Source organism: Janthinobacterium sp. BHSEK (assembly GCF_056174685.1).
The window spans coordinates 41,313-61,000 of record NZ_JBWBYV010000061.1 but is presented as its reverse complement, the minus strand read 5'-3'; the positions used below and the strand labels follow the sequence as shown (position 1 = coordinate 61,000).

General features: G+C 65.9%; 19 protein-coding genes. 15 read left to right on the top strand and 4 right to left on the bottom strand.

Annotated features, from left to right (window positions below; genetic code table 11):
* Nucleotides 1–88 precede the first annotated feature (88 nt).
* The 4 genes from AC0V2Y_RS21170 to AC0V2Y_RS21155 all read right to left on the bottom strand — a co-directional run bounded on the left by AC0V2Y_RS21170 (nucleotide 89) and on the right by AC0V2Y_RS21155 (nucleotide 4,116).
* Nucleotides 89–592 carry a type II secretion system protein gene (locus AC0V2Y_RS21170; protein WP_475414473.1) on the bottom strand — a complete coding sequence of 168 codons (504 nt, stop codon included), beginning with the start codon at nucleotides 590–592 and terminating at the stop codon, nucleotides 89–91.
* Nucleotides 593–669: 77 nt separating this feature from the next.
* Nucleotides 670–1,176 carry a type II secretion system protein gene (locus tag AC0V2Y_RS21165; RefSeq protein WP_475414472.1) on the bottom strand — a complete coding sequence of 169 codons (507 nt, stop codon included), beginning with the start codon at nucleotides 1,174–1,176 and terminating at the stop codon, nucleotides 670–672.
* On the bottom strand, nucleotides 1,176–2,411 hold the full coding sequence (locus AC0V2Y_RS21160; RefSeq protein ID WP_475414471.1) for a type II secretion system F family protein: 1,236 nt from the start codon (nucleotides 2,409–2,411) through the stop codon (nucleotides 1,176–1,178). The genes AC0V2Y_RS21165 and AC0V2Y_RS21160 overlap by 1 nt, the downstream gene beginning before the upstream one ends.
* 1 nt (nucleotide 2,412) lies before the next feature.
* Nucleotides 2,413–4,116 carry a GspE/PulE family protein gene (locus tag AC0V2Y_RS21155; RefSeq protein WP_475414470.1) on the bottom strand — a complete coding sequence of 568 codons (1,704 nt, stop codon included), beginning with the start codon at nucleotides 4,114–4,116 and terminating at the stop codon, nucleotides 2,413–2,415.
* A gap of 208 nt (nucleotides 4,117–4,324) precedes the next feature.
* On the opposite strand from AC0V2Y_RS21155, the gene AC0V2Y_RS21150 reads away from it, so the two are divergent.
* From AC0V2Y_RS21150 to AC0V2Y_RS21080, 15 genes are all read left to right on the top strand, one after another.
* A complete protein-coding gene (locus AC0V2Y_RS21150; protein WP_475414469.1) occupies nucleotides 4,325–5,053 on the top strand; it encodes an ABC transporter ATP-binding protein in 729 nt (242 codons plus the stop codon).
* Nucleotides 5,050–6,429: an ExeA family protein gene (locus AC0V2Y_RS21145; protein ID WP_475414468.1), complete on the top strand. Its 1,380-nt coding sequence runs from the start codon at nucleotides 5,050–5,052 to the stop codon at nucleotides 6,427–6,429. The genes AC0V2Y_RS21150 and AC0V2Y_RS21145 overlap by 4 nt, the downstream gene beginning before the upstream one ends.
* A 107-nt stretch (nucleotides 6,430–6,536) precedes the next feature.
* Nucleotides 6,537–8,492: a secretin N-terminal domain-containing protein gene (locus AC0V2Y_RS21140; protein ID WP_475414467.1), complete on the top strand. Its 1,956-nt coding sequence runs from the start codon at nucleotides 6,537–6,539 to the stop codon at nucleotides 8,490–8,492.
* Nucleotides 8,489–9,925: a tetratricopeptide repeat protein gene (locus tag AC0V2Y_RS21135; protein WP_475414466.1), complete on the top strand. Its 1,437-nt coding sequence runs from the start codon at nucleotides 8,489–8,491 to the stop codon at nucleotides 9,923–9,925. Before AC0V2Y_RS21140 ends, AC0V2Y_RS21135 begins: the two co-directional genes overlap by 4 nt.
* A gap of 7 nt (nucleotides 9,926–9,932) precedes the next feature.
* On the top strand, nucleotides 9,933–11,636 hold the full coding sequence (locus AC0V2Y_RS21130; RefSeq protein ID WP_475414465.1) for a GspE/PulE family protein: 1,704 nt from the start codon (nucleotides 9,933–9,935) through the stop codon (nucleotides 11,634–11,636).
* On the top strand, nucleotides 11,636–12,841 hold the full coding sequence (locus AC0V2Y_RS21125) for a type II secretion system F family protein (protein WP_475414464.1): 1,206 nt from the start codon (nucleotides 11,636–11,638) through the stop codon (nucleotides 12,839–12,841). The genes AC0V2Y_RS21130 and AC0V2Y_RS21125 overlap by 1 nt, the downstream gene beginning before the upstream one ends.
* Nucleotides 12,842–12,862: 21 nt before the next feature.
* The gene (locus AC0V2Y_RS21120; protein WP_475414463.1) at nucleotides 12,863–14,416 is read left to right on the top strand and encodes a hypothetical protein; all 1,554 of its coding nucleotides are present in this window, start codon (nucleotides 12,863–12,865) and stop codon (nucleotides 14,414–14,416) included.
* Nucleotides 14,413–15,117 carry a hypothetical protein gene (locus tag AC0V2Y_RS21115; RefSeq protein ID WP_475414462.1) on the top strand — a complete coding sequence of 235 codons (705 nt, stop codon included), beginning with the start codon at nucleotides 14,413–14,415 and terminating at the stop codon, nucleotides 15,115–15,117. The genes AC0V2Y_RS21120 and AC0V2Y_RS21115 overlap by 4 nt, the downstream gene beginning before the upstream one ends.
* Nucleotides 15,114–15,524: a hypothetical protein gene (locus tag AC0V2Y_RS21110; RefSeq protein ID WP_475414461.1), complete on the top strand. Its 411-nt coding sequence runs from the start codon at nucleotides 15,114–15,116 to the stop codon at nucleotides 15,522–15,524. The genes AC0V2Y_RS21115 and AC0V2Y_RS21110 overlap by 4 nt, the downstream gene beginning before the upstream one ends.
* The gene (locus AC0V2Y_RS21105; protein WP_475414460.1) at nucleotides 15,521–16,243 is read left to right on the top strand and encodes a hypothetical protein; all 723 of its coding nucleotides are present in this window, start codon (nucleotides 15,521–15,523) and stop codon (nucleotides 16,241–16,243) included. Before AC0V2Y_RS21110 ends, AC0V2Y_RS21105 begins: the two co-directional genes overlap by 4 nt.
* Nucleotides 16,240–16,950 carry a type II secretion system protein gene (locus AC0V2Y_RS21100; protein ID WP_475414459.1) on the top strand — a complete coding sequence of 237 codons (711 nt, stop codon included), beginning with the start codon at nucleotides 16,240–16,242 and terminating at the stop codon, nucleotides 16,948–16,950. Before AC0V2Y_RS21105 ends, AC0V2Y_RS21100 begins: the two co-directional genes overlap by 4 nt.
* A complete protein-coding gene (locus AC0V2Y_RS21095) occupies nucleotides 16,950–17,723 on the top strand; it encodes an ABC transporter permease subunit (protein ID WP_475414458.1) in 774 nt (257 codons plus the stop codon). Before AC0V2Y_RS21100 ends, AC0V2Y_RS21095 begins: the two co-directional genes overlap by 1 nt.
* Nucleotides 17,723–18,442, top strand: a complete 720-nt coding sequence (locus tag AC0V2Y_RS21090) for a hypothetical protein (RefSeq protein WP_475414457.1) — start codon at nucleotides 17,723–17,725, stop codon at nucleotides 18,440–18,442. The genes AC0V2Y_RS21095 and AC0V2Y_RS21090 overlap by 1 nt, the downstream gene beginning before the upstream one ends.
* A gap of 86 nt (nucleotides 18,443–18,528) precedes the next feature.
* On the top strand, nucleotides 18,529–19,101 hold the full coding sequence (locus tag AC0V2Y_RS21085; RefSeq protein WP_475414456.1) for a prepilin-type N-terminal cleavage/methylation domain-containing protein: 573 nt from the start codon (nucleotides 18,529–18,531) through the stop codon (nucleotides 19,099–19,101).
* A gap of 27 nt (nucleotides 19,102–19,128) precedes the next feature.
* Nucleotides 19,129–19,494 (top strand): YgiW/YdeI family stress tolerance OB fold protein, encoded by a 366-nt coding sequence (locus AC0V2Y_RS21080; protein ID WP_475414455.1) that lies wholly within the window; start codon nucleotides 19,129–19,131, stop codon nucleotides 19,492–19,494.
* Nucleotides 19,495–19,688: the final 194 nt, after the last annotated feature.

Genomic DNA, 19,688 nt, shown 5'->3' with positions numbered 1-19,688 from the left:
AAAGCCCAACCGGCGTAGCCTGGCGTTGGGCGGGCGGAAACATGGCGCGGCCGTGCCAGCTTGCCGGCACGGCATCTGCACGCCCGGATTAACTGCAGTTGGCCGACGTCAGGGCCGTCGCGTCAACCACTGCTGGCAGGGCTGGCGTCGTGCCTGCCGCAGGCACAGCAGCCGTATAGGTCACCTTGCAATTTGTACGTTTGTTGTCAGGCAATACAGTCAACACGGTCGCTGTTGGCGCAACGGTGGCGATATCGTAGTCAACCAGGCCGCCTGCCGCCGCAGCGATGCCAGGCGCCGCGATGCCCGGGTAGCCGCTGATGCCCTTGACGTCCGTGCCTTCCATGGTGACGGCAACGCTGTCCGCAGGCGACCCCTTGACCAGCCATTGTGCGTGGAACAAGGCCGAGCCGGACTTCAATGCGCCCGTCGCCGCCTGCATCTTGGCGATGCGCGCATCGGTCGACATGTCGACGAATTTAGGAATCGCCGTGGCTGCCAGGATGCCGAGGATCACGATGACGACGACCAGTTCGATCAGGGTAAAACCCGCCTGGGCGCCGCTTTGCATACTACGTAAAGACTTGTTCATTCTTGCTTTCTCCAAAATCAAATAAAAACATCAAAACCAACACATGAAACTATCGCTGCGCCGGGCCAGGAAGCGCGTCACTTTGCTGCAGAGTCCGGCGATTTCCACACCACGATATCGGGTTCCTGGGCGAGCTTCTCAAGATCGGCATCTACACCTGGCAAGATTACCTTAAATTTCACTACATCAAGCCCTGTACCAGGAAAAATATTGCCATTACTAAACAAATAGATGATTTTTTGCTCTTTTCTGTCGTAAAGCCAATTACCACTAGGCAATTTATCGAGCTCGGGGGCATCGAACTCGCCCAGGTAGTTGGCCGGTTTGTCGGCCAGCCAGTCGAACGGGTTTTGCCGCGCCAGCGCCGGTATCCTTGCGCGCCCATCCGCCAGATACAGCTGCAGCACCTGCACCCGCAAGCTGGTGCGCAAGGCCCCCAGCGTCTGCGCCATGGCCACCTGCTGCGCCTGCTGATGGTAATCGCCGACGCGGTTCAGGAACACCGCCACCAGAATGGCGAACAGGCTCGCCACCACCGCCAGTTCGAACAGCGTGAAACCGCGCTGGCGGAACGGTTTTGCCATCAGTGCAGGGCCGCCCGGCCCAGGTCCCAGATCGGCAGGAAGATGCCCAGCGCCAGCACCAGCACCATGGCGCCCAGGAAGACGATCAAAATCGGCTCGATCTGCGCCGACAGGGTCTTCAATTCATAGTCGACTTCGCGCTCGTACATGTCCGCGATCTCGTCCATCAAATCGTCGAGCGAACCGGATTCCTCGCCCACGGCGATCATCTGCAGCACCACGGGCGTGAAGACGCCGGCCGCCACCGAAGTGCGCAAGATGCTTTCGCCCCGTTCGACGCCGTCGCGCATCTGTTCCACGCGCGCGCTCAGGTAGGTGTTGTCGACCGTTTGCGACACCACCGTCAGGGCCTGCACGATGGGCACGCCGCTGGTGCTCGACAGGGCGAAGCTGCGGGCAAAACGCGCCATCGTGCCTTTCAGGATAACCTTGCCGGCGATCGGCAGGCGCAGCTTGGCGCGGTCCCATTTATAGAGCCCCTCTTTCGTGCGCAGCCAGGCGCGCCAGCCGAAAAAGCCGCCCACGCCCAGCAGCAGCAATATGGGCCAGTAAGCCACCGTCAGGCGCGAAGTGCCGATCAGGATGCGCGTCATCAGCGGCAGTTCCGCATGAAAACTGGCGAACACCTTCTCGAACTGGGGAATGACGAAGATATTCACCACGATCATGGCGGCGACCATGGCGAAGACGACGAAGGTCGGATAGCGCGTGGCCGACTTCACGCGCGCGCGCATGTCGCGGTCGAATTCCAAGTGATCGAACAGCCGCAGGAACACTTCATCGAGGCGCCCCGTCATTTCCCCCACGCGCACCATCGACAGATAGAACGGCGTGAAGATGGCGGGATGGCGCGCCATGGCGGCCGACAGTTCGCGCCCCGCATCGAGCGATTCGCGCACGTCCTTGATGATGCGCCCGAACGCGGGGCTGATGGCGGACTCCTGCAAGCCGGCCAGGCCGCGCATGATGGGCACGCCCGCCTTGAGCAGCGTGTACAGCTGACGGCTGAACAGCTGCACGTCCATGGGCGTGACTTTTTTCTCGGTCAGCTTGTCCCACCAGCCCAGCTGGTTGGCGCCGGCCTTCGTCACCGTCTGTTTGGTCACGCTGATGTCGACGGGCGTGCTGCCGCCCGCCATCAATTGATCGGCCACGGCGCCGCTGTCGGCGCCTTCCATCACGCCGGTCAGCAATTCGCCGCTGGCGCTGCGCGCCTTGTAGGAGAAAAACGGCACCTCAATCCTCGCTCTGGTTGCTGATGCGCATCGCTTCCATCACCGTCGTGCGGCCCTGGACCACCAGCTGCACGGCGTGGCGGCGCAGGGTCTCGCCCGCCATCTGCGCCGTCGCCACCTTCATGAAGTGGGATGGATCGGCATGGTTGGCGGCGTCGGCCACGGCGCGCGTGATTTCCAGCAATTCGTACACGCCCGTGCGGCCCCGGTAACCCATACCGTTGCAATGCGAGCAGCCCTTGCCGTGGAAATACTGGTTGCGTTCGACCAGCTCGCCCAGTTCCAGGCGCAGCCATTCGTATTCGTTCGGCGTGGGCTGGTAGGGCGTGCTGCAGCTTTCGCAGATCACGCGCACCAGGCGCTGCGCCAGCACGGCTTGCAGCGAACTGCCCACCATGTAGCGCGGCACGCCCATGTCCATCAGGCGCAGCGGCGTGCTGATGGCGTCGTTCGTATGCAAGGTCGACAGCACCAGATGGCCCGTCATGGCGGCGCGCAAGCCGATCTGCGCCGTTTCCTGGTCGCGCATCTCGCCGACGAGCACGATATCGGGATCTTGCCGCAGGGCCGAGCGCAGCACCCTGGCAAAGTTCAGCTCGATCTTCTCGTTGACTTGCACCTGGTTGATGCCCGCCAGCCGGTACTCGACGGGGTCTTCCACCGTGATGAGCTTTTTTTCCACGGAATTGAGCTCGGACAAGGCGCAATACAAGGTCGTCGTCTTGCCGCTGCCGGTCGGCCCCGTCACCAGCACCAGGCCGTTCGGGCGGCTGACGATGGCGCGGAACTGCTGCACCAGCTTGGGCGGCATGCCGATGGCGTCCAGGCGCAAGGTCGTGCCGCCCTGGTTCAGCAGGCGCATCACCACCGATTCGCCGTACTGCGTCGGCATGGTGGAAATACGCACGTCGATGCGCTGGTTTTTCACGCGGATGGCGAAGCGGCCGTCCTGCGGCAAGCGTTTCTCGGAAATATCGAGGTCCGACATCAGTTTCAGCCGCAGCGCCAGCGAACTGGCGATCTTGCTGTCCGCTTCCGTCTGCAGGTGCAGCACGCCGTCGATGCGGAAGCGGATCTGCAGCCGGCCTTCCTGCGGTTCGATGTGGATGTCCGAGGCGCGCACCTGCGTGGCATCCTCGAACACCGATTGCAGCAGCTTGACGATGGGCGCCTCTTCCAGGCCCGGATTGGCGGCCAGCGCGCCGAAGTCGACGGAGACGTCGCCCAGGTCCTGCTCCAGCTCGCGCGTCAGCGTGGAAATATCTTCCGTGCGGCGGTAGATGCGGTCGATGGCGGCCAGCACTTCCGTTTCATTGACCACGGCCAGCTCGATCTGGCGCTTGACCAGGCGCGAGATTTCATCGTACGCAAACAGGTCCGTGGGATCGGACATGCCGACCAGCAAGCCCTCGCGGCGGTCTTCCAGCACCAGCGCGCGGAAACGCCGCGCCTGGGTTTCCGGCAGCAGCCGCACCAGTTCGGGATTGATGTTGAAAAACTTCAGATTGATGTAGGGAATGTCGAGCTGGCGCGCCAGCGCGCCCGAAATCTGCTCTTCCGTGACGAAGCCGTGCTCGACAAAAACGCGGCCCAGCTTGCGTCCCGAACGCTTCTGTTCCGTCAAGGCCTGGCCCAACTGTTCTTCCGTCAGCAATTTCTGCTGCACCAAAATTTCACCGAGCCGGACTTTCTCTGGCCTTGCCATGCTTGCTCCTCGACAAATTCTTCAGACGATGCGCGCCAGCGGCGTGCGCAGGTATTTTATTCCAGAACCTGTTGTTTCTTAAAGAAAATACATTCCATCGTTTGATTTTTGCGCATTTCAACACTCTGCAAGGAAACACTTGCCGCCCACCTGCGCCCATGGCAATAATGGCGGTCGTTCACCGTCTTGCCTGCCGCCCATTGCCCCTATGAACGCCTGCGCCATCGAATTCCACAACGTGCATCTGCAGCTGGCCGGCAGCGCCGTGCTGCGCGGCATCGACTTGCAGGTGCGCGCGGGGGAACTGTTCGGCCTCGTCGGCGTGAATGGCGCGGGCAAGACTTCCCTGCTCAAATGCCTGCTGGACTTCTGCACGCCCGAGCGGGGAGACATCGCCATCTTCGGCCAGCCGCACAGGCGCGGCGCGGCGCGCCAGCCCCTGTCGTTTCTGCCGGAACGCTTCCAGGCGCCCTATTACCTGACGGGCGGCGACTTCCTGCGCTACCTGGCGCGCCTGCACCATGTGCGGCCCGATGCGCAAGCCGTGCAGCAGGCGCTGGACGCGCTGGACCTGGCGCCGGACGTCCTGCAGCGCCCCGCGCGCGCGTATTCGAAAGGCATGATGCAGAAACTGGGGCTGGCCGCCTGCATGCTGTCGGGCAAGCCGCAACTGGTGCTGGACGAACCCATGAGCGGACTCGACCCGAAGGCGCGCGCGCAGTTCAAGCAAGTGCTGCGGCAAGCGCGCGCACAGGGCCGCGGCGCCCTGCTCACCTCGCATGCGCTGGCCGATGTGGAGGAATTGTGCGACCGCATGGCCATCCTGCATGGGGGCCGCATCGTGTTTACGGGCACGCCCGCCGAATGCCGCGCGCGCCATGGCGGCGCGGAAGACGCCAGCCTGGAACAGGCTTTCCTCAATTGCATCGCGACATGAACGGTCCCGAACAGGCGCCTGCCGGGCGGCCCTACGCACCTTCCCCGCACGGCATGTATCTGCGCCATTTCGGCTTGCGCACGGCTCCGTTCGGCATCACGCCGGACCCCGCCTTCTTCTATCCCGGCAATACGCGGGGCGAACTGCTGGACGCGCTGCTGTATGCCGTCATGCAAGGCGAAGGCATCATCAAGCTGACGGGCGAGGTGGGCAGCGGCAAGACCATGCTGTGCCGCATGCTGGCCGAACGCCTGCCGCCCCAGGTCGACGTGCTGTACCTGCTCAATCCCCGCCTGGAGCCGGACGACGTCCTGCACGCCATCGCCGCCGAACTGGGCCTGGAACTGGACGGATGCCGCGCCGATGCCGTGCTGCGCGCCCTGCACGGCGAGCTGATCGCCCGGCATGCGGCGGGGCGCCAGGTGGTGCTGCTGGCCGAGGAAGCGCAAGCCATGCCGGGCGCCACGCTGGAAGCGCTGCGCCTGCTGACGAACCTGGAAACGGCCAGCCACAAGCTGCTGCAGATCGTCCTGTTTGGCCAGCCGGAATTGCAGCACACCCTGGATATGCCCCAGTTCCGCCAATTGAAGGAGCGCATCACCCACAGTTTCACCGTGCCGCGCCTGCCGCAAGCCTTGCTGAACGACTATCTGGCGTGCCGCCTGGCCGCCGCCGGCCGCACGGCGCCGCTGATGTTTACGCCGGCCGCCCTGCGCCGGCTGGCGCGCGCGGCGCAGGGCATCGTGCGCAGGGTCAATATCCTGGCCGACAAGGCCTTGCTGGCCGCGTTTGCGGACGATGCGCAGGCAATCCGCGCGCGCCACGTGCGCCTGGCCATCGCCGACAGCCCTTTCCACCGTCCGCCCTGGCATGCGGGCAAGCTGCTGGCGGGCGCCTTGTGCGTGCTGATGCTGCTGCTGGCCGCCGCGCTCCTGTGGCAATGGCTGACGCCGGTCCAAACATCGGGCATCGCAGTGCCGCGCACACCGCCGCCAGCGCCATCGACGCTGCTCGACAGCAAGCTGGCCGAATCGCGCGACTGGCTGACACGGCAAGGGCCGCAGCAGCTGCTGCTGCAGATCGCCAGCCTGCCCGCCACCGAAACGGTCACCGCGGAAACTTTCCTGCGACAAGCGCAGCAAGCCATCGGCCTGCGCGACATCCACGTGTTTCGCCTGCCCGGCGCAGCGCCCGCGAGCGCCGCCGCGCGCCTGGACATCGTCTATGGCAGCTTTGCCGACCGGGCCAGCGCCGAAGCCGTCTGGACCAGGATCGCCCCCACGTCGCCACGGAAAATATTGCTGAGCGACATAGAGAGTATCCGCATGGAAATGAATGCCACGGCGCCGGCACAAACGGCGCGTGGCACCCCCTGACTTTATTTCGGTATATTGCCTCCAGGGCCCGCACAGCCGATTGCTTTTAGGCGATCATGCTGGGTAAAATTACAAAAGCACAACATGACTTCAAGGGCGAACTTTTCATGAATCAACACCCTATTCCTGTGCTGGCATCCTGGGTCGCCCTCGCCTGCGGCAGCATGCTGTCCGGCTGCGCCACGCATCAAATGCCGCTGTCGCCTGCCCACCTCAATACCGCGCCCGTCCCCGGCGGCGCCATTCCCGAACCGGTGCAGCAAAGCAGCGCGCTGGCCGCGCCCTTGCCCGCGCCCAAGGTGGAAACCTACAGCGTCACCGTGCACAAGGTGCCCGTGCAATCGCTGCTGTTTGCGCTGGCGCGCGACGCGGGCATGAATATCGACATTCACCCGCAGATCGAAGGCAGCGTCACCCTGAATGCGCTGAACCAGACTCTGCCGCAATTGCTGACGCGTATCGGCAAGCAAGTCGATATGCGCTACGAAATCGATGGCAAGAACCTGACGGTGCTGCCCGACGCGCCCGTCTGGCGCAATTACAAGGTCGATTACGTCAACATGGCGCGCAGCACCAACAGCAGCGTGAATATCGCCACACAAATTTCCACGGCGGGCGGCGGATCGAGCAACGCCAGCAACCCCGTTGGCAGCACCCAGGGCAGCGGCGGCAATGGCAATAACAATTCGACCACCCTGGTCGTGAATCGTTCGGAAAATAACTTCTGGTACAGCCTGGAAAAGAATATCCGCGACCTGCTGCGCGAGACCACGCTCAACGACGTGCAGGTGGACCCGCTGGCGCAGCTGAACCAGCAATTGACGGCGGCCCAGGGCAATACGCAAGGCCAGCAGGGACAAGCGGGCCAGCCAGGCCAGCCGCAGAATCAGGGCGGCAATCCATACGGCAGCCAGCCGCCGATGCAGTATGGCAATCCGAATGGCGGCCAGCCTGCGCCAGGCCAGCAGCAGGGCAACGCCAACGCGAACCCGTCCCAGCCGCTCGACGCGAACGGCATGCCGCTGCTGAAACTGGCCAACAAGGGCAGCCCCTCGTCCGTCGTCGTCAACGTGGAAGGCGGCTTGATCGCCGTGCGCGCCACGGGCCGCCAGCACGAAAAGATCGCCGAATTCCTCGACGCCGTGTTGCATAGCGCCAAGCGGCAAGTGCTGATCGAGGCGACCATCATCGAGGTGCGCCTGAGCAATGAATATCAGCAAGGCATCAACTGGTCGCGCCTGACTGGCAGCCTGAGCCTGAACCAGGGCCGTGTCGGCTCCCTGCCCCTGCCCAGCGGCGTGCTGCCGGGTACCTCGCCCGGCATCTTCGTGCTCAACTACATGAAGGACAGTTTCGCCACGACCATCCAGCTGCTCGAATCGTTCGGCAAGGTAAAAGTGCTGTCCAGTCCCAAGATCAGCGTGCTGAACAATCAGACGGCCATGCTGAAAGTGGTCGACAACAATGTCTTCTTTACCATCAAGGTGACACCCGCCGTGATCAGCTCGACGGGCTCCATCACCACGCCGGCCACCTATGAATCGAAACTGGAAACGGTGCCCGTCGGCTTCGTCATGAGCGTCACGCCGCAGATTTCCGACAGCGATGAAGTCACGCTCAATGTGCGCCCCACCATCACGCGCATCGTCGGCTACGTGCAAGACCCGAATCCCGCCCTGACCTCGGCCAGCGTGCAGAGCCGCGTACCCGTGATCCAGGCGCGCGAACTGGAATCGATCATGAAAGTGAGCAACGGCCAGATCGCCGTGATGGGCGGCCTGATGCAGGATTCCATCGACAATGCCAAGGATGGCGTGCCGGGCCTGTCCAGCCTGCCCCTGGTGGGCAATTTGTTTACCTATCGTAACGAGGCAAGCAGCAAGACGGAGCTGGTGATCTTCATGCGCCCCGTGGTGGTCAAGGATGCCAGCATCGACGGCGATTACCGCGACTACCGCTACCTGCTGCCCGGCCAGGCGCCGCTGAACAGCCAGCCGTACACGGATGGCCCGCCGGCGCCCGCCGTCCAGCCGCAGGCACGCCTGCAGGGAGACGTCCCATGAGCTTGCTGATGCAGGCGCTCAAGAAGGCCGAACGCGCCAAGCAGAACAGCCTTTCCGACGAGGAACTGGAAAAGCCGTCGGAAGCCTACGACCAGGTGCTGGAACTGGCGCCGGCCGACGCCCTGCCGCCCCGTCCCGTGCCTGCCGCGCCACCGCCCGTGCAGCCGGCAAGCACCTTGAGCCTGGAACCGCTGCCGGACGCCCCCGCGCCATCGCCCAGCGCAGCCCGGCCAGGTCCGCAGCCAGGTCCGCAGCCAGGTTCACCGCAAGGTACACAGCAAGGCGCGCAGCCCGGCCCGCCCCCCGAGCCGCCGCGCGCCCGTCCGGAACCGCCGCCCGCCAAGCCACGCGCCAGCCGCAGCAACCCGCCGCCGAAAGGCCCCGCCGGTCCCATCAGTGTCGATCCGGCCACCGTGCGTCTGGCCGTGCTGCTGGCACTGCTGCTGCTGGTGGCCGGCGCCATGGCGTACTGGTACTGGCGCGCCAGCACCAGCCCCGGCGCGGGCGCCAACCTGCCCGGCGTGCCCATGCCGCTGACGGACGCCCCGGGCACGGCCGGCGTTGCCGGTCCCATCGTGGTGCTGCCTGCGGCGGGCGGCGCCACGCCGGACGCGCCCGCACCGCTGCCGCAGGACGTGCCGCGCGAACAGCGCCCGCCAGCCGGCGCGGCGGAACAGCAGGCGATGATCCAGGCGGCAGCGCAAGCGGCCGTGGCCGCCCAGCTGGCGCAACTGCCGCCGCCTGCGCCGCCCAGCCTGCCGCCGGTCATGGCGCCCGACAATAGCCAGATCCAGGTGCTGCGCAACGAGACGGCGCCGCAAATCAACCCCGGCGTGCAGCAAGCCTACCAGGCCTTCAACGGGGGCCAGCTGGGCCTTGCTCGCCAGCAATATGAAACGGTGCTGCGGCAGGATGCCAACAACCGCGATGCGCTGCTGGGCCTGGCGGCAGTGGCCCTGCGCGAGAACCAGGGCGCGCAGGCGGCGGCCTTGTACGTGCGTTTGCTGGAAATCAATCCCGACGATGGCGAGGCGCTGGCCGGCCTGATCGGCCTGCGCCAGGGCGACGTGGTGCAGAGCGAAGCCAGGCTGAAAGCCATCCTGGCCCGTACCCCCGACAGCGGCCCCGTGCTGTTTGCACTGGGTAATCTGTACGCCAAGCAGCGCCGCTGGAACGAAGCGCAGCAGCAGTTCTTCCGCGCCTACGGCGCCGCGCCCGGCAATCCCGATTACGCCTTCAACCTGGCCGTGGGCCTGGACCGGCTGAACCAGCCCCGGCTGGCCGCCACGTATTACCAGCGCGCCTTGACCCTGGCGCGCACCACGCCAGCCGCCTTCGACCAGGCCGTCGTGCAAACGCGTTTGCGCGAACTGGCGGCCCCCGCGCCGGCGGCCCCGGCCGAACCGCTCATCACCCCACCCCGTCAGGAATAAGCACTACATGGCAGAACAGGCAAAACTTCCGCTGGGCAAATTGCTGATCCAGAAAGGCGTGATCAGCGAAGACCAGCTGCGCATCGCCCTGATCGAGCAGCGGCGCAGCAGCGAACCGCTGGGCAAGCTGCTGATCACCCTGGGCTTCGTCACGGAAGCAACCGTGCGCGAAGCGCTCAGCGAAAACCTGAAACAGGTCAGCGCGGACCTGTCGAGCCTGGTGGTCGATGCCATCGCCCTGAAACTGATCCCGAAGGACGTGGCCAAGCGCTACCGCGTCTTTCCCATCGTATATGAACGGCAGGCGGACAATCTGATCCTGGCCATGGCCGACACCAGCAACATCGTCGCGCTTGACCAGATCAGCGCCATGCTGGTCAAGGGCATCACGATTTCCACCGTGCTCGTCAATGAATCGGACATTTCGCGCGCCATCGACCAGTACTATGGTTTTGAATTGTCGATCGACGGCATCCTGCACGAAATCGAAACGGGCGAAGTCAGCTACCAGAGCATGGCCTCGCCCTCGGACGAATACAGCCAGCCCATGGTGCGCCTGATCGACGCGCTGCTGGCCGACGCCGTGCAGAACGGTGCCTCGGACATCCATTTCGAGCCGGAACAGTCGTTCCTGCGCATCCGCTACCGCATCGACGGCATCCTGCGGCAAATCCGCAGCCTGCACAAATCCTACTGGCCGGCCATGGCCGTGCGCCTGAAGGTGATGTCGAACATGAATATCGCCGAGGCACGTGCGCCGCAGGATGGGCGCATCAGCATCAAGTTTTCCGGGCGGCAAATCGACTTCCGCGCCTCGGCGCAGCCCACCACGCATGGCGAAAACGTCGTGCTGCGCGTGCTGGACCGGCAAAAAGGCATCGTCCCGCTCGATGCGCTGGGCCTGGCCGAAGCGGAACTGAACCTGCTGAAACTGATGATCGCGCGCCCTGACGGCGTCATCCTCGTGACGGGCCCGACGGGCAGCGGCAAGACCACCACCTTGTATTCGATCATCAACCACATCAACACGGAAAGCGTCAACATCATGACCCTGGAAGATCCGGTCGAGTATCCGATGAACATGATACGCCAGACTTCCGTCAACGAATCCGTCAAGCTGGGCTTTGCCGACGGCATCCGCTCGATGATGCGGCAAGACCCGGACATCATCCTGGTGGGCGAGATCCGCGACCGCGAAACAGCGGAAATGGCGTTTGCCGCCGCCATGACGGGCCACCAGGTGTATTCCACCCTGCATACGAACTCGTCCATCGGCTCCATCTCGCGCCTGCTCGACATCGGCATCCTGCCCGACATCATGGCCGGCAACATCATCGGCATCGTGGCGCAGCGCCTGGTACGCCGCTTGTGTCCGCATTGCAAGGAAACCGTGATCGCCGACGACGTCGAGCGCCGCCTGCTGGGCCTGGCAGCAAGCGATGCGCCCGTGTCCATCTGCCGCGCCGTGGGCTGCGAGCGCTGCGCGCACCAGGGCTACAAGGGCCGCCTGGCCATCATGGAAATCCTCAAGATGACGCCCGAACTCGATGAATTGACGGCGCGCCGCGCCAGTTCGCGCGAATTGAAGAACGCGGCGCGCGCGGCCGGCTTCAAGGGCATCGTCGACGACGGCATGCGCCGCGTGATGGAAGGCGCCACCACACTGGAAGAAGTGGGCCGCGTGGTCGATCTGACGGAAAGGCTGGCCTGATGGCGCAATATGTCTACCGCGCCATGGATGCCGCCGGCACTTTGATTCCCGGCAGCATGGAGGCGGCCAACGTGCCGGACCTGGAAGCGCGTTTGCACCGCATGCAGCTCGACTTGATCGACTGCAAGATCACGGGCCAGTATCTGGTGCTGCTGGGCAAGCGGATCATCCACCGCCGCGACCTCATCAATTTCTGTTTCCACATGGAACAGTTGACGGGCGCGGGCGTACCCATCCTGGAAGGCTTGAACGACTTGCGTGAAAGCACGGACCACCCGCGCCTGCGCGAAGTCGTCACGGATCTGATCGAAAGCATCGAGGGCGGCTTGCCGCTGTCGGGCGCGCTGGCCCAGCATGGCGACATCTTCGACGCCACGTTTACCAGCCTGATACTGGCGGGCGAACAGAGCGGCAAGATCGCCGAAGTGTTCAAGAACCTGTCGGAAAGCCTGAAATGGCAGGACGAGCTGGCCTCGCAGACGCGCAAGATCGTCATGTACCCGATCATCGTCGCGCTGGTGGTGGCGGGCGTGACGTTTTTCCTGATGATTTATCTGGTGCCCCAGCTGACGGCCTTCATCCGCAACATGGGCGGCGAGCTGCCGCTGCACACGCGCGTGTTGATCTTTGTATCGAATGTGTTCATCGATTACTGGTATGTGCTGCTGGCCTTGCCCGCGCTGCTGTTTTTCGGCCTGCGCGCGCTGATCCGCCGCAGCGAGGCGGCCCGCTATGCCTGGGATGGCTTGAAACTGCGGCTGTGGCTGGTCGGCCCCGTGCTGCACAAGATCATCCTGGCCCGCTTCGCCACGTTTTTTGCCCTGATGTATGCTTCCGGCATCACGATACTCGAATGCATCCGCCTGTCCGAAGGCATCGCCGGCAACCAGGTGGTGGCGGCCGGCCTGCGCCGCGCCGCCCAGCTGATCAGCGAAGGCCATGGCGTGACGGCCGCCTTCCAGCACACGGGCATCTTCCCGCCGCTGGTGATCCGCATGCTGAAGGTGGGCGAGGCCACGGGCTCGCTGGACACGGCCTTGCGCAATGTCAGTTACTTTTACAACCGCGAAGTGAAGGAATTGATTGAAAAAGTGCAAGCCATGATCGAGCCCGCCATGACCGTCATCCTGGGCTTGCTGCTGGGCTGGATCATGCTGTCGGTGCTGGGGCCGATCTACGACACCATCAGCACGATGAAAACTTGAGACCCGAGGCCTGAGACCGCCGTGTTCCGCAAACAATTACTCTACATTACCAGCGACGCGCTGTGCGCCTACGACTGGGACCACGGCGTGCTGGGCCAGGGCCACGTCTTCCCCGCCAGCGCGGCCGGGCTGGACGGTTTCGCCGCGTGGCTGGAAGATCCGCAGGCGCAGCGGCTCGACGTGCCCGCCTACCTGCTGACGGACCTGATCGAGGAAGATTTCCAGCGCCAGCTGCTGCCCCACGTGCGCGGCAAGGCGGGCCGGGCCTTGCTGGAGCGGCGCAAGCAGCAATTGCACCGCGACACGCCCTACCGCGGCAGTACCCTGCTGGGCCGCGAAAGCACGGGCCGCCACGATGACCAGGTGCTGTTCTTTGCGCTGACCAATCCATCGCTGCTGCAGCCGTGGACGGAGGCGCTCGAACACCTGCGCGTGCCCGTGGCCGGCATTTACTCGACCAGCCTGCTCAGTATCGCGCTGGTCAGAAAACTGGCGATCGCGCACGAACACCTGCTGCTGGTGACGCAGCAATCGGGCGGATTGCGGCAAAGCTACTACGAAAAGGGCCAGCTGCGCTTTTCGCGCCAGACGGCCACCATCGCGCTCGACGGCGTGGCCGTGAATATCGCGCTGGAAACGGAAAAGACGCGGCAATTTCTCACCAGCACACGCATGCTGGCGCGCGGCGACGTCTTGAATACCGTCATCCTGGCGCCGGCCGCGCAAATCGCCAAGCTCGAACTGCTGTGCGACAACGGCGTCGAAGTGGCCTACCATTTCATCGACCTGCAGCTGGCGGGCGCACGGGTGGGCTTGCGCCGGACCCCGGCGCTGGCCGACGAATTACTGCTGACTTTGCTGGGCAAGCATCCGCCGTCCAGCCACTATCCGCCCGGGGCGCTGGCCCGCTACTACCACTTCCAGCGCGCGCGCAAGACGCTGTATGGCGCCAGCACGCTGATCGGCGCGTCGGCTGCCCTGTGGTGCGCGATTAACTTGCTTGGCGGCATAGCCGACGGCGCCGCCACGCAGCGCCTGGCGCAGGAAACGGCGTCCTACCAGGAGCGCTACCGCAACGTCATGTCGACCCAGGCGCCGGCGCCGGCCAAGACGCAGAATATGAAAGTGGCCGTGACCCTGGGCCACATGATCGCCAGTCAGGCGCCGGAGCCGGGCCGGCTGCTGGGCATGCTGAGCGCCGCGCTGGACCAGGCGCCGCAAGTCGCGCTGGGCCAGCTGCACTGGCATGCGGGCCAGGCGCCCGCGCGCACGGCCAGCGGCCAGCCGCAGCAGCAAGGCGGCACGACCGGCAGCACCCTGGCCGGCATTCCCGTCGCGCCGCCGCAGGCGCTGCGCCTGGAAGCGGACGTGGCCATGCCGAACAACGATTACCGCGCGGCCCTGGCCGCCATCACGGCCTTCGCGCAAACGCTGGCGCGCCAGCCGGGCATGCAGGTGACGATCGAGGAAACGCCGCTCGACCTGCGCCCCAGCGCGGCCCTGTCCGGCAAGAGCGCCGCCCCGGCTCCGGACAGCCAGGCCCGCTTCACCCTTTTGCTCGCGTGGCAGCCATGAGCGGCCCCGTCAAGCAGCCGCCCCTGCCCGGCATGCAGCGCGCAGGCGCGCCCGCGCGCACCCTGCCCGCCTGGCTGGGCGAACTGCACCTGATACGCCGCGCCCTGCTGTGCTTTGCGCTGACCATGCTGGCCAGCCTGGTGCTGCTGAGCCTGAGCATCGCCTACCGCGCGCGCGAAGCGCAGCAGCTGGACCTGGCCCAGCGCACGCGTTCGGCGGCCGCCCTCCTGTTCAACCATGCGGAAGCGGAAAAGCAGGAAATCCGCGCCTACGAACCGCAATTCCTGGCCTTGCGCCAGCGCGGCCTGATCGGCGAGGAAAACCGCCTGGCCTGGATCGATGCCATCCGCCGCAGCCAGGAACAGCGCAAGCTGCTGCCGGTCAGCTATGACATCAGCCCGCAGCAGGGGCTGCAAGTGCCGCTGCCCATGGTGATGGGGCAATATCAGCTGCACGGCAGCCGCATGCGCCTGCAGATGGATTTGCTGCACGAGATGGATTTGCTGAACCTGCTCGGCGATTTGCGCCAGGCCGGCTATTTCGCCGTGCAGGATTGCACGCTCAAGCGCCACGCGGCGGCCGGGGCCGGGCCAGGCACAGGCAACGCAATCGCCACGGGCGCCATGGCGCCCACTCTGGGCGCCGAATGCGAGCTGCTGTGGCTGACCCTGGGCAGCGCGCCCGTGCCGGGGCGGCCATGAGGATCCCCCTCGTCCTGTGTGCGCTGCTGGCTGGCGCCGCGCTGACGGCCCAGGCACAGGCACAGTCGCCGCAGCTGGGGCGATTGTTCCTGTCGCCCGAGCAGCGCACCCAGCTCGACGCGCAGCGCTACGGGCCGCCGCCGGCCGATCCCGCCCTGACGCCTGCGCCGCCTCAGCCACCGCCGCCACCCGCCCCGCCCGTGGAATTGAATGGCGTGGTACAGCGCAGCAGCGGCCGCTCCACCGTCTGGCTGAATCAGGAAGCGCAGAACGAGCCGCACAACCATCTTGCGCGTGAGCAGCCCGGCAGCCTGACCCTGCGCCTGTCGACGGGCCAGGTGGTGCTGCTGAAACCCGGCCAGCGCTACGACCCGGCCAGCGGCACGGTCACCGAGGCGCCGCCATGACGCCGCGCCAGGCGCATCGCCAGCGCGGCGCCGCCCTGCTGCTGCTGGTGGCCGTGCTGGGCCTGGGCGCGGCCAGCCTGCTGATCGGCGCCTTCGGGCGCAACACGGGCGAGGCCGAACGCCAGCAGCGCACCCTGGCCACCCTGGCGCAGGCGCGCGACGCCTTGCTGGGCTTTGCGGCCGTCAACGGCCGCCTGCCCCGCCCTGCCGCCTCCGCCCTCGACGGGCGCGAACGGCCCGCCGACTGCGCCGGCGACGCCGAGTGCAGCGGCTTCTTGCCGTGGGTGGCGCTGGGCGTGGACGGCGTCGACGCCTGGGGCAAGCTGCTGCGCTACAGCGTCACGCCGGAAATGGCGCGCGCCCCCATCGTCTCGTTTTCCGCCGTCGCCAACCGAGCCGTGCTGCGCCGCGACGGGCGTGGCGAATTCGCCTACGTGGCGGGGCAGGAGCAGTGCGACGTCAGCGCGCAATGCCTGCCCGTCGTGCTGTTCTCGCAAGGCAAGGATCGCTACGGCACGGCCGCCAACGGCGTGCCGCAGATCAATATAGCACGCGGCAATATCGACGAAGCCGCCAACGACAGCGCCAGCCGCCGCTTCATCGCCCGCCCCGCCACCGAACTTGCCACGCTGCCCGGTGGCGCCTTTGACGACATGCTGACCTGGATTACCTTGCCCACCCTGTACCAACGCATGCGCGCCGCGCGCAACCTGCCATGAGCGCCCGCCATGCGCGCCGCCAGGGCGGCTTTTCCCTGATCGAGATCGCCATCGTGCTCGTCATCGTCGGCCTGATGATCGGCGGCCTGGTCACGCCCTTGACCGTGCAGCTGGAACAGCGCAAGGTGGCCGAGACGCAACAGGCGCTGAATGAAGCGAAAGAAGCGCTGACGGGCTACGCGCTGCGCTACGGCTACCTGCCGTGTCCCGCCATTTCCGCCGGCAATGGCCTGGAAGACCGGCGCGGCGCCCGCTGCACGGGCGACAAGCGCGCCGGCTTCCTGCCGTGGGCTACACTAGGGCTGCGTCAGGGCGACAGCTGGAACCATCTGTTCCGCTACAGCGTGACGCCGGCCTTCAGCGACAGCGAACAGCAGTTCAACCTGGGCACGCCGCGCGACATCAGCATCGTCACGCGCAGTGGCGGCGCGCTGCTGCAGGCGACGGCCTTGCAGGACATTCCCGCCATGATCATGTCGCACGGCAAGAACGGCTTTGGCGCCACGAACGTGCAGGGCCAGCGCCAGGCTGTGCCTTTCGGCAACAATGTCGACGAGCGCAACAATGCATCGAACGCCACCACCTTCATCAGCCGCGCCGCCAGCGGCGCGCAGCAGCCCGGCGGCGAGTTCGACGATATCGTCGTCTGGCTGTCGCCGAACATCCTGTTCAACCGCATGGTGGCGGCGCAGAGGCTGCCCCGCTGATGCCGATGCTCTCGCCCGCCCTCATCATCGCCCGCTACACGCTGCTCGAAGCGCTGCGCAGCCGCCTGCCGTGGCTGTTCCTGCTGGCCGCCTGCGCCGGCGCCGGCCTGGCCGGCTTCCTGCAGCAACTGGCGCTGACGGAAAGCGGCGCCGTGCAGGCGGCGCTGCTGGCGGCCACCCTGCGCCTGGCCGGCGTCTTCCTGCTGGCCACCTTCATTATCACCAGCATGGCGCGCGAGGGGGCCGACCGGGGCCTCGAATTGCTGCTGGCCTTGCCCATGCCGCGCGCAGCCTACCTGCTGGGCAAACTGCTGGGCTATGCAGCGCTGGCGACCGTGCCCGCCATGCTGTTCGGCCTGCTGATGGCGCTGTTCGCCGCGCCCGCGCAAAGCGCGCTGTGGGCGCTGTCCTTGCTGGGGGAATTATGGATCGTCGCCGCCTTCAGCCTGCTGTGCGCGGCCAGCCTGCAGCAGGCCCTGCCCGCGCTGGCCGCCACGGGTGGCTTCTATGTGCTGGCGCGCATGCTGGGCAGCCTGCAGTTACTCGCGCACGGCCCGCAGGCGGGCGACTCCCTGGTGCAGCGCGCCACGGCCGGCGCCATCGACGTGCTGGCCCTGCTGCTACCCCGCCTCGACGCCTTTGCGCGCACGGAGTGGCTGCTGTATGCGACCGGCGACTGGCAAGCCCTGGGCAGCGTGGCGGCGCAAACGGCCATCTATGTCGGCTTGCTGGCCAGCTGCGCGCTGTGCGACTTTTACCGCAGGAACATCTGATGGCCGCCGCCCAGCGTCCGTGGTCGAGCGTACCGCGCCCCCTGTGCTGGCTGCTGGCGGCCTGCGTGCTGCTGCAGCTGGGCTGGCGCATGGCGCAGCAGCACGCACCGCCACAAGCGCGGCCCCTGCCCGCCGCGCCGCCGGCAGCTGTGGCGCGCCTGGCCAGCCTGGGCGAGCCGCTGGCCATGGCCAAGGCCATGCTGCTGTACCTGCAATCGTTCGAGGACCAGCCCGGCGTCAGCTTGCCGTGGCGCGAGCTCGACTATGACCGCCTGGCCGGCTGGCTGGAGACGGCGCAAACGCTGGACCCGCGCAGCCGGTATGCGCTGGTGGCCGCCAGCGAAGTGTACGCGGGCGTGGCCGATCCGCAGCGGGCGCGGCGCATGCTCGATTTTGTCGCCGCCAGCTTCGCCGCCGACCCGCAGCACCGCTGGCCCGCGATGGCGCAGGCGGCGCTGGTGGCCAAGCACCAGTTGCACGACCTGCCGCTGGCGCTCGCCTATGCCCGCGCACTGCGCCGGCTGGCGACGGGGCCGCACGTGCCAGCCTGGGTGCGCGAGATGGAAGCGTTCATCCTGGAAGACATGGACCAGCTCGACAGCGCGCGCCTGGTGATCGGCGGCCTGATCGCCAGCGGCCAGATCACCGACCCGCACGAGCTGGCCTTCCTCGCGCGCCGGCTCGACGAACTGGCCGACAAGAAAAAGGCGGCGCCATGAGCCGCCGTCCGACATGCCGTGCGCGCACGGCGCCATTTGCAGTAAACTGCCATCCCAAGCACCAGTACTTTTTCCAAGGACATCCCATGCTCCCACGCCGCCAGCACGGCTTCACGCTCGTAGAAATCGCCATCGTCCTGGTCATCATCGGCTTGCTGCTCGGCGGCGTGCTCAAGGGGCAAGGCTTGATCGACAGCGCCAAGGTGAAGAACATCATCCAGCAGTCGAATGCGCTGACGGCCGCCGTCAACGCCTACCAGGACAAGTTCCGCGCCCTGCCCGGCGACGATATCCAGGGCACCGTGCACGTGCCCAATTCGGCAGGCAACGGCAATGGCGACGGCCAGATCGGCGACGGCCAGCCGCGCGAATTCACGCTGGCGCCGCAGCACCTGGCGCTGGGCGGCTTCATTACCGGCTCGTTCAACGGCACCTCGCAATTCATGACCAGCGCCCAGGGCGGCGCCGTGTACCTGTACAACGACGAAGTGGGTGGACGGGCCGGCAACGGCATCCGCTTCGACAACCTGCCCGAAAGCTACGCGGAGCAGATCGACAGCAAACTCGACGATGGCGTGGCCGGCACGGGCAGCGTCCGCGCGAATATGCCATATGGAAATACCGGTGCTATCATTCCCCGCACCGCCGTGTTTTTCTAAGCCAACAGTCACTATCGAAGGAGTACCATGTCCCTGCACCGCCAACTCATCGTCTCCCTGGCCGCCGCCTGCGCCTTGCTGGCCGGCGGCGCACACGCCCAATACGTGGGGCCGTCGGCCGGCCCGGCCGCGCCCGGCAATGTGGCCGCCATCCTGAAAAATCCCGTCGACGACCAGGCCGTCGTGCTGCGCGGCCACCTGCTGCGCAAAGTGGGCAACGAGAAATACACCTTCTCCGACGGCACGGCGGAAATCCGCGTGGACATCGACGACAAGGTCTTCATGAACCGCAAGATCGACGCCAGGACCCGGGTGGAAATCCGCGGCGAAGTGGAAAAAGATTTCATGGAAAGCCCGGAAATCGATGTCGACGTGCTGACCGTGGTCCCGTAAGCTGCCTTGCCCTCCCGCCGCCACGGCGGGAGGGGCATCCCCCTCCTCTGTATGCCTTGCGCAACCTTTTTTCCACCCCAGAAACTAGGCTTGTCAGAACAATCAATTTCGTCTAGCATCTTTTCATTCAAGGTCAGCCAGCGCCAGCGTGAGCCTGCCTGTCGACTCATCCATTCTGGGAGCTTTCCGGGTGC

Bases quoted from the DNA above. Each gene is read 5' to 3' on its own strand.
- AC0V2Y_RS21170 (WP_475414473.1), bottom strand. From the start codon at position 592: ATGAACAAGTCTTTACGTAGTATGCAAAGCGGCGCCCAGGCGGGTTTT.
- AC0V2Y_RS21165 (WP_475414472.1), bottom strand. From the start codon at position 1,176: ATGGCAAAACCGTTCCGCCAGCGCGGTTTCACGCTGTTCGAACTGGCG.
- AC0V2Y_RS21155 (WP_475414470.1), bottom strand. From the start codon at position 4,116: ATGGCAAGGCCAGAGAAAGTCCGGCTCGGTGAAATTTTGGTGCAGCAG.
- AC0V2Y_RS21150 (WP_475414469.1), top strand. From the start codon at position 4,325: ATGAACGCCTGCGCCATCGAATTCCACAACGTGCATCTGCAGCTGGCC.
- AC0V2Y_RS21145 (WP_475414468.1), top strand. From the start codon at position 5,050: ATGAACGGTCCCGAACAGGCGCCTGCCGGGCGGCCCTACGCACCTTCC.
- AC0V2Y_RS21140 (WP_475414467.1), top strand. From the start codon at position 6,537: ATGAATCAACACCCTATTCCTGTGCTGGCATCCTGGGTCGCCCTCGCC.
- AC0V2Y_RS21135 (WP_475414466.1), top strand. From the start codon at position 8,489: ATGAGCTTGCTGATGCAGGCGCTCAAGAAGGCCGAACGCGCCAAGCAG.
- AC0V2Y_RS21130 (WP_475414465.1), top strand. From the start codon at position 9,933: ATGGCAGAACAGGCAAAACTTCCGCTGGGCAAATTGCTGATCCAGAAA.
- AC0V2Y_RS21125 (WP_475414464.1), top strand. From the start codon at position 11,636: ATGGCGCAATATGTCTACCGCGCCATGGATGCCGCCGGCACTTTGATT.
- AC0V2Y_RS21115 (WP_475414462.1), top strand. From the start codon at position 14,413: ATGAGCGGCCCCGTCAAGCAGCCGCCCCTGCCCGGCATGCAGCGCGCA.
- AC0V2Y_RS21110 (WP_475414461.1), top strand. From the start codon at position 15,114: ATGAGGATCCCCCTCGTCCTGTGTGCGCTGCTGGCTGGCGCCGCGCTG.
- AC0V2Y_RS21105 (WP_475414460.1), top strand. From the start codon at position 15,521: ATGACGCCGCGCCAGGCGCATCGCCAGCGCGGCGCCGCCCTGCTGCTG.
- AC0V2Y_RS21100 (WP_475414459.1), top strand. From the start codon at position 16,240: ATGAGCGCCCGCCATGCGCGCCGCCAGGGCGGCTTTTCCCTGATCGAG.
- AC0V2Y_RS21095 (WP_475414458.1), top strand. From the start codon at position 16,950: ATGCCGATGCTCTCGCCCGCCCTCATCATCGCCCGCTACACGCTGCTC.
- AC0V2Y_RS21090 (WP_475414457.1), top strand. From the start codon at position 17,723: ATGGCCGCCGCCCAGCGTCCGTGGTCGAGCGTACCGCGCCCCCTGTGC.
- AC0V2Y_RS21085 (WP_475414456.1), top strand. From the start codon at position 18,529: ATGCTCCCACGCCGCCAGCACGGCTTCACGCTCGTAGAAATCGCCATC.
- AC0V2Y_RS21080 (WP_475414455.1), top strand. From the start codon at position 19,129: ATGTCCCTGCACCGCCAACTCATCGTCTCCCTGGCCGCCGCCTGCGCC.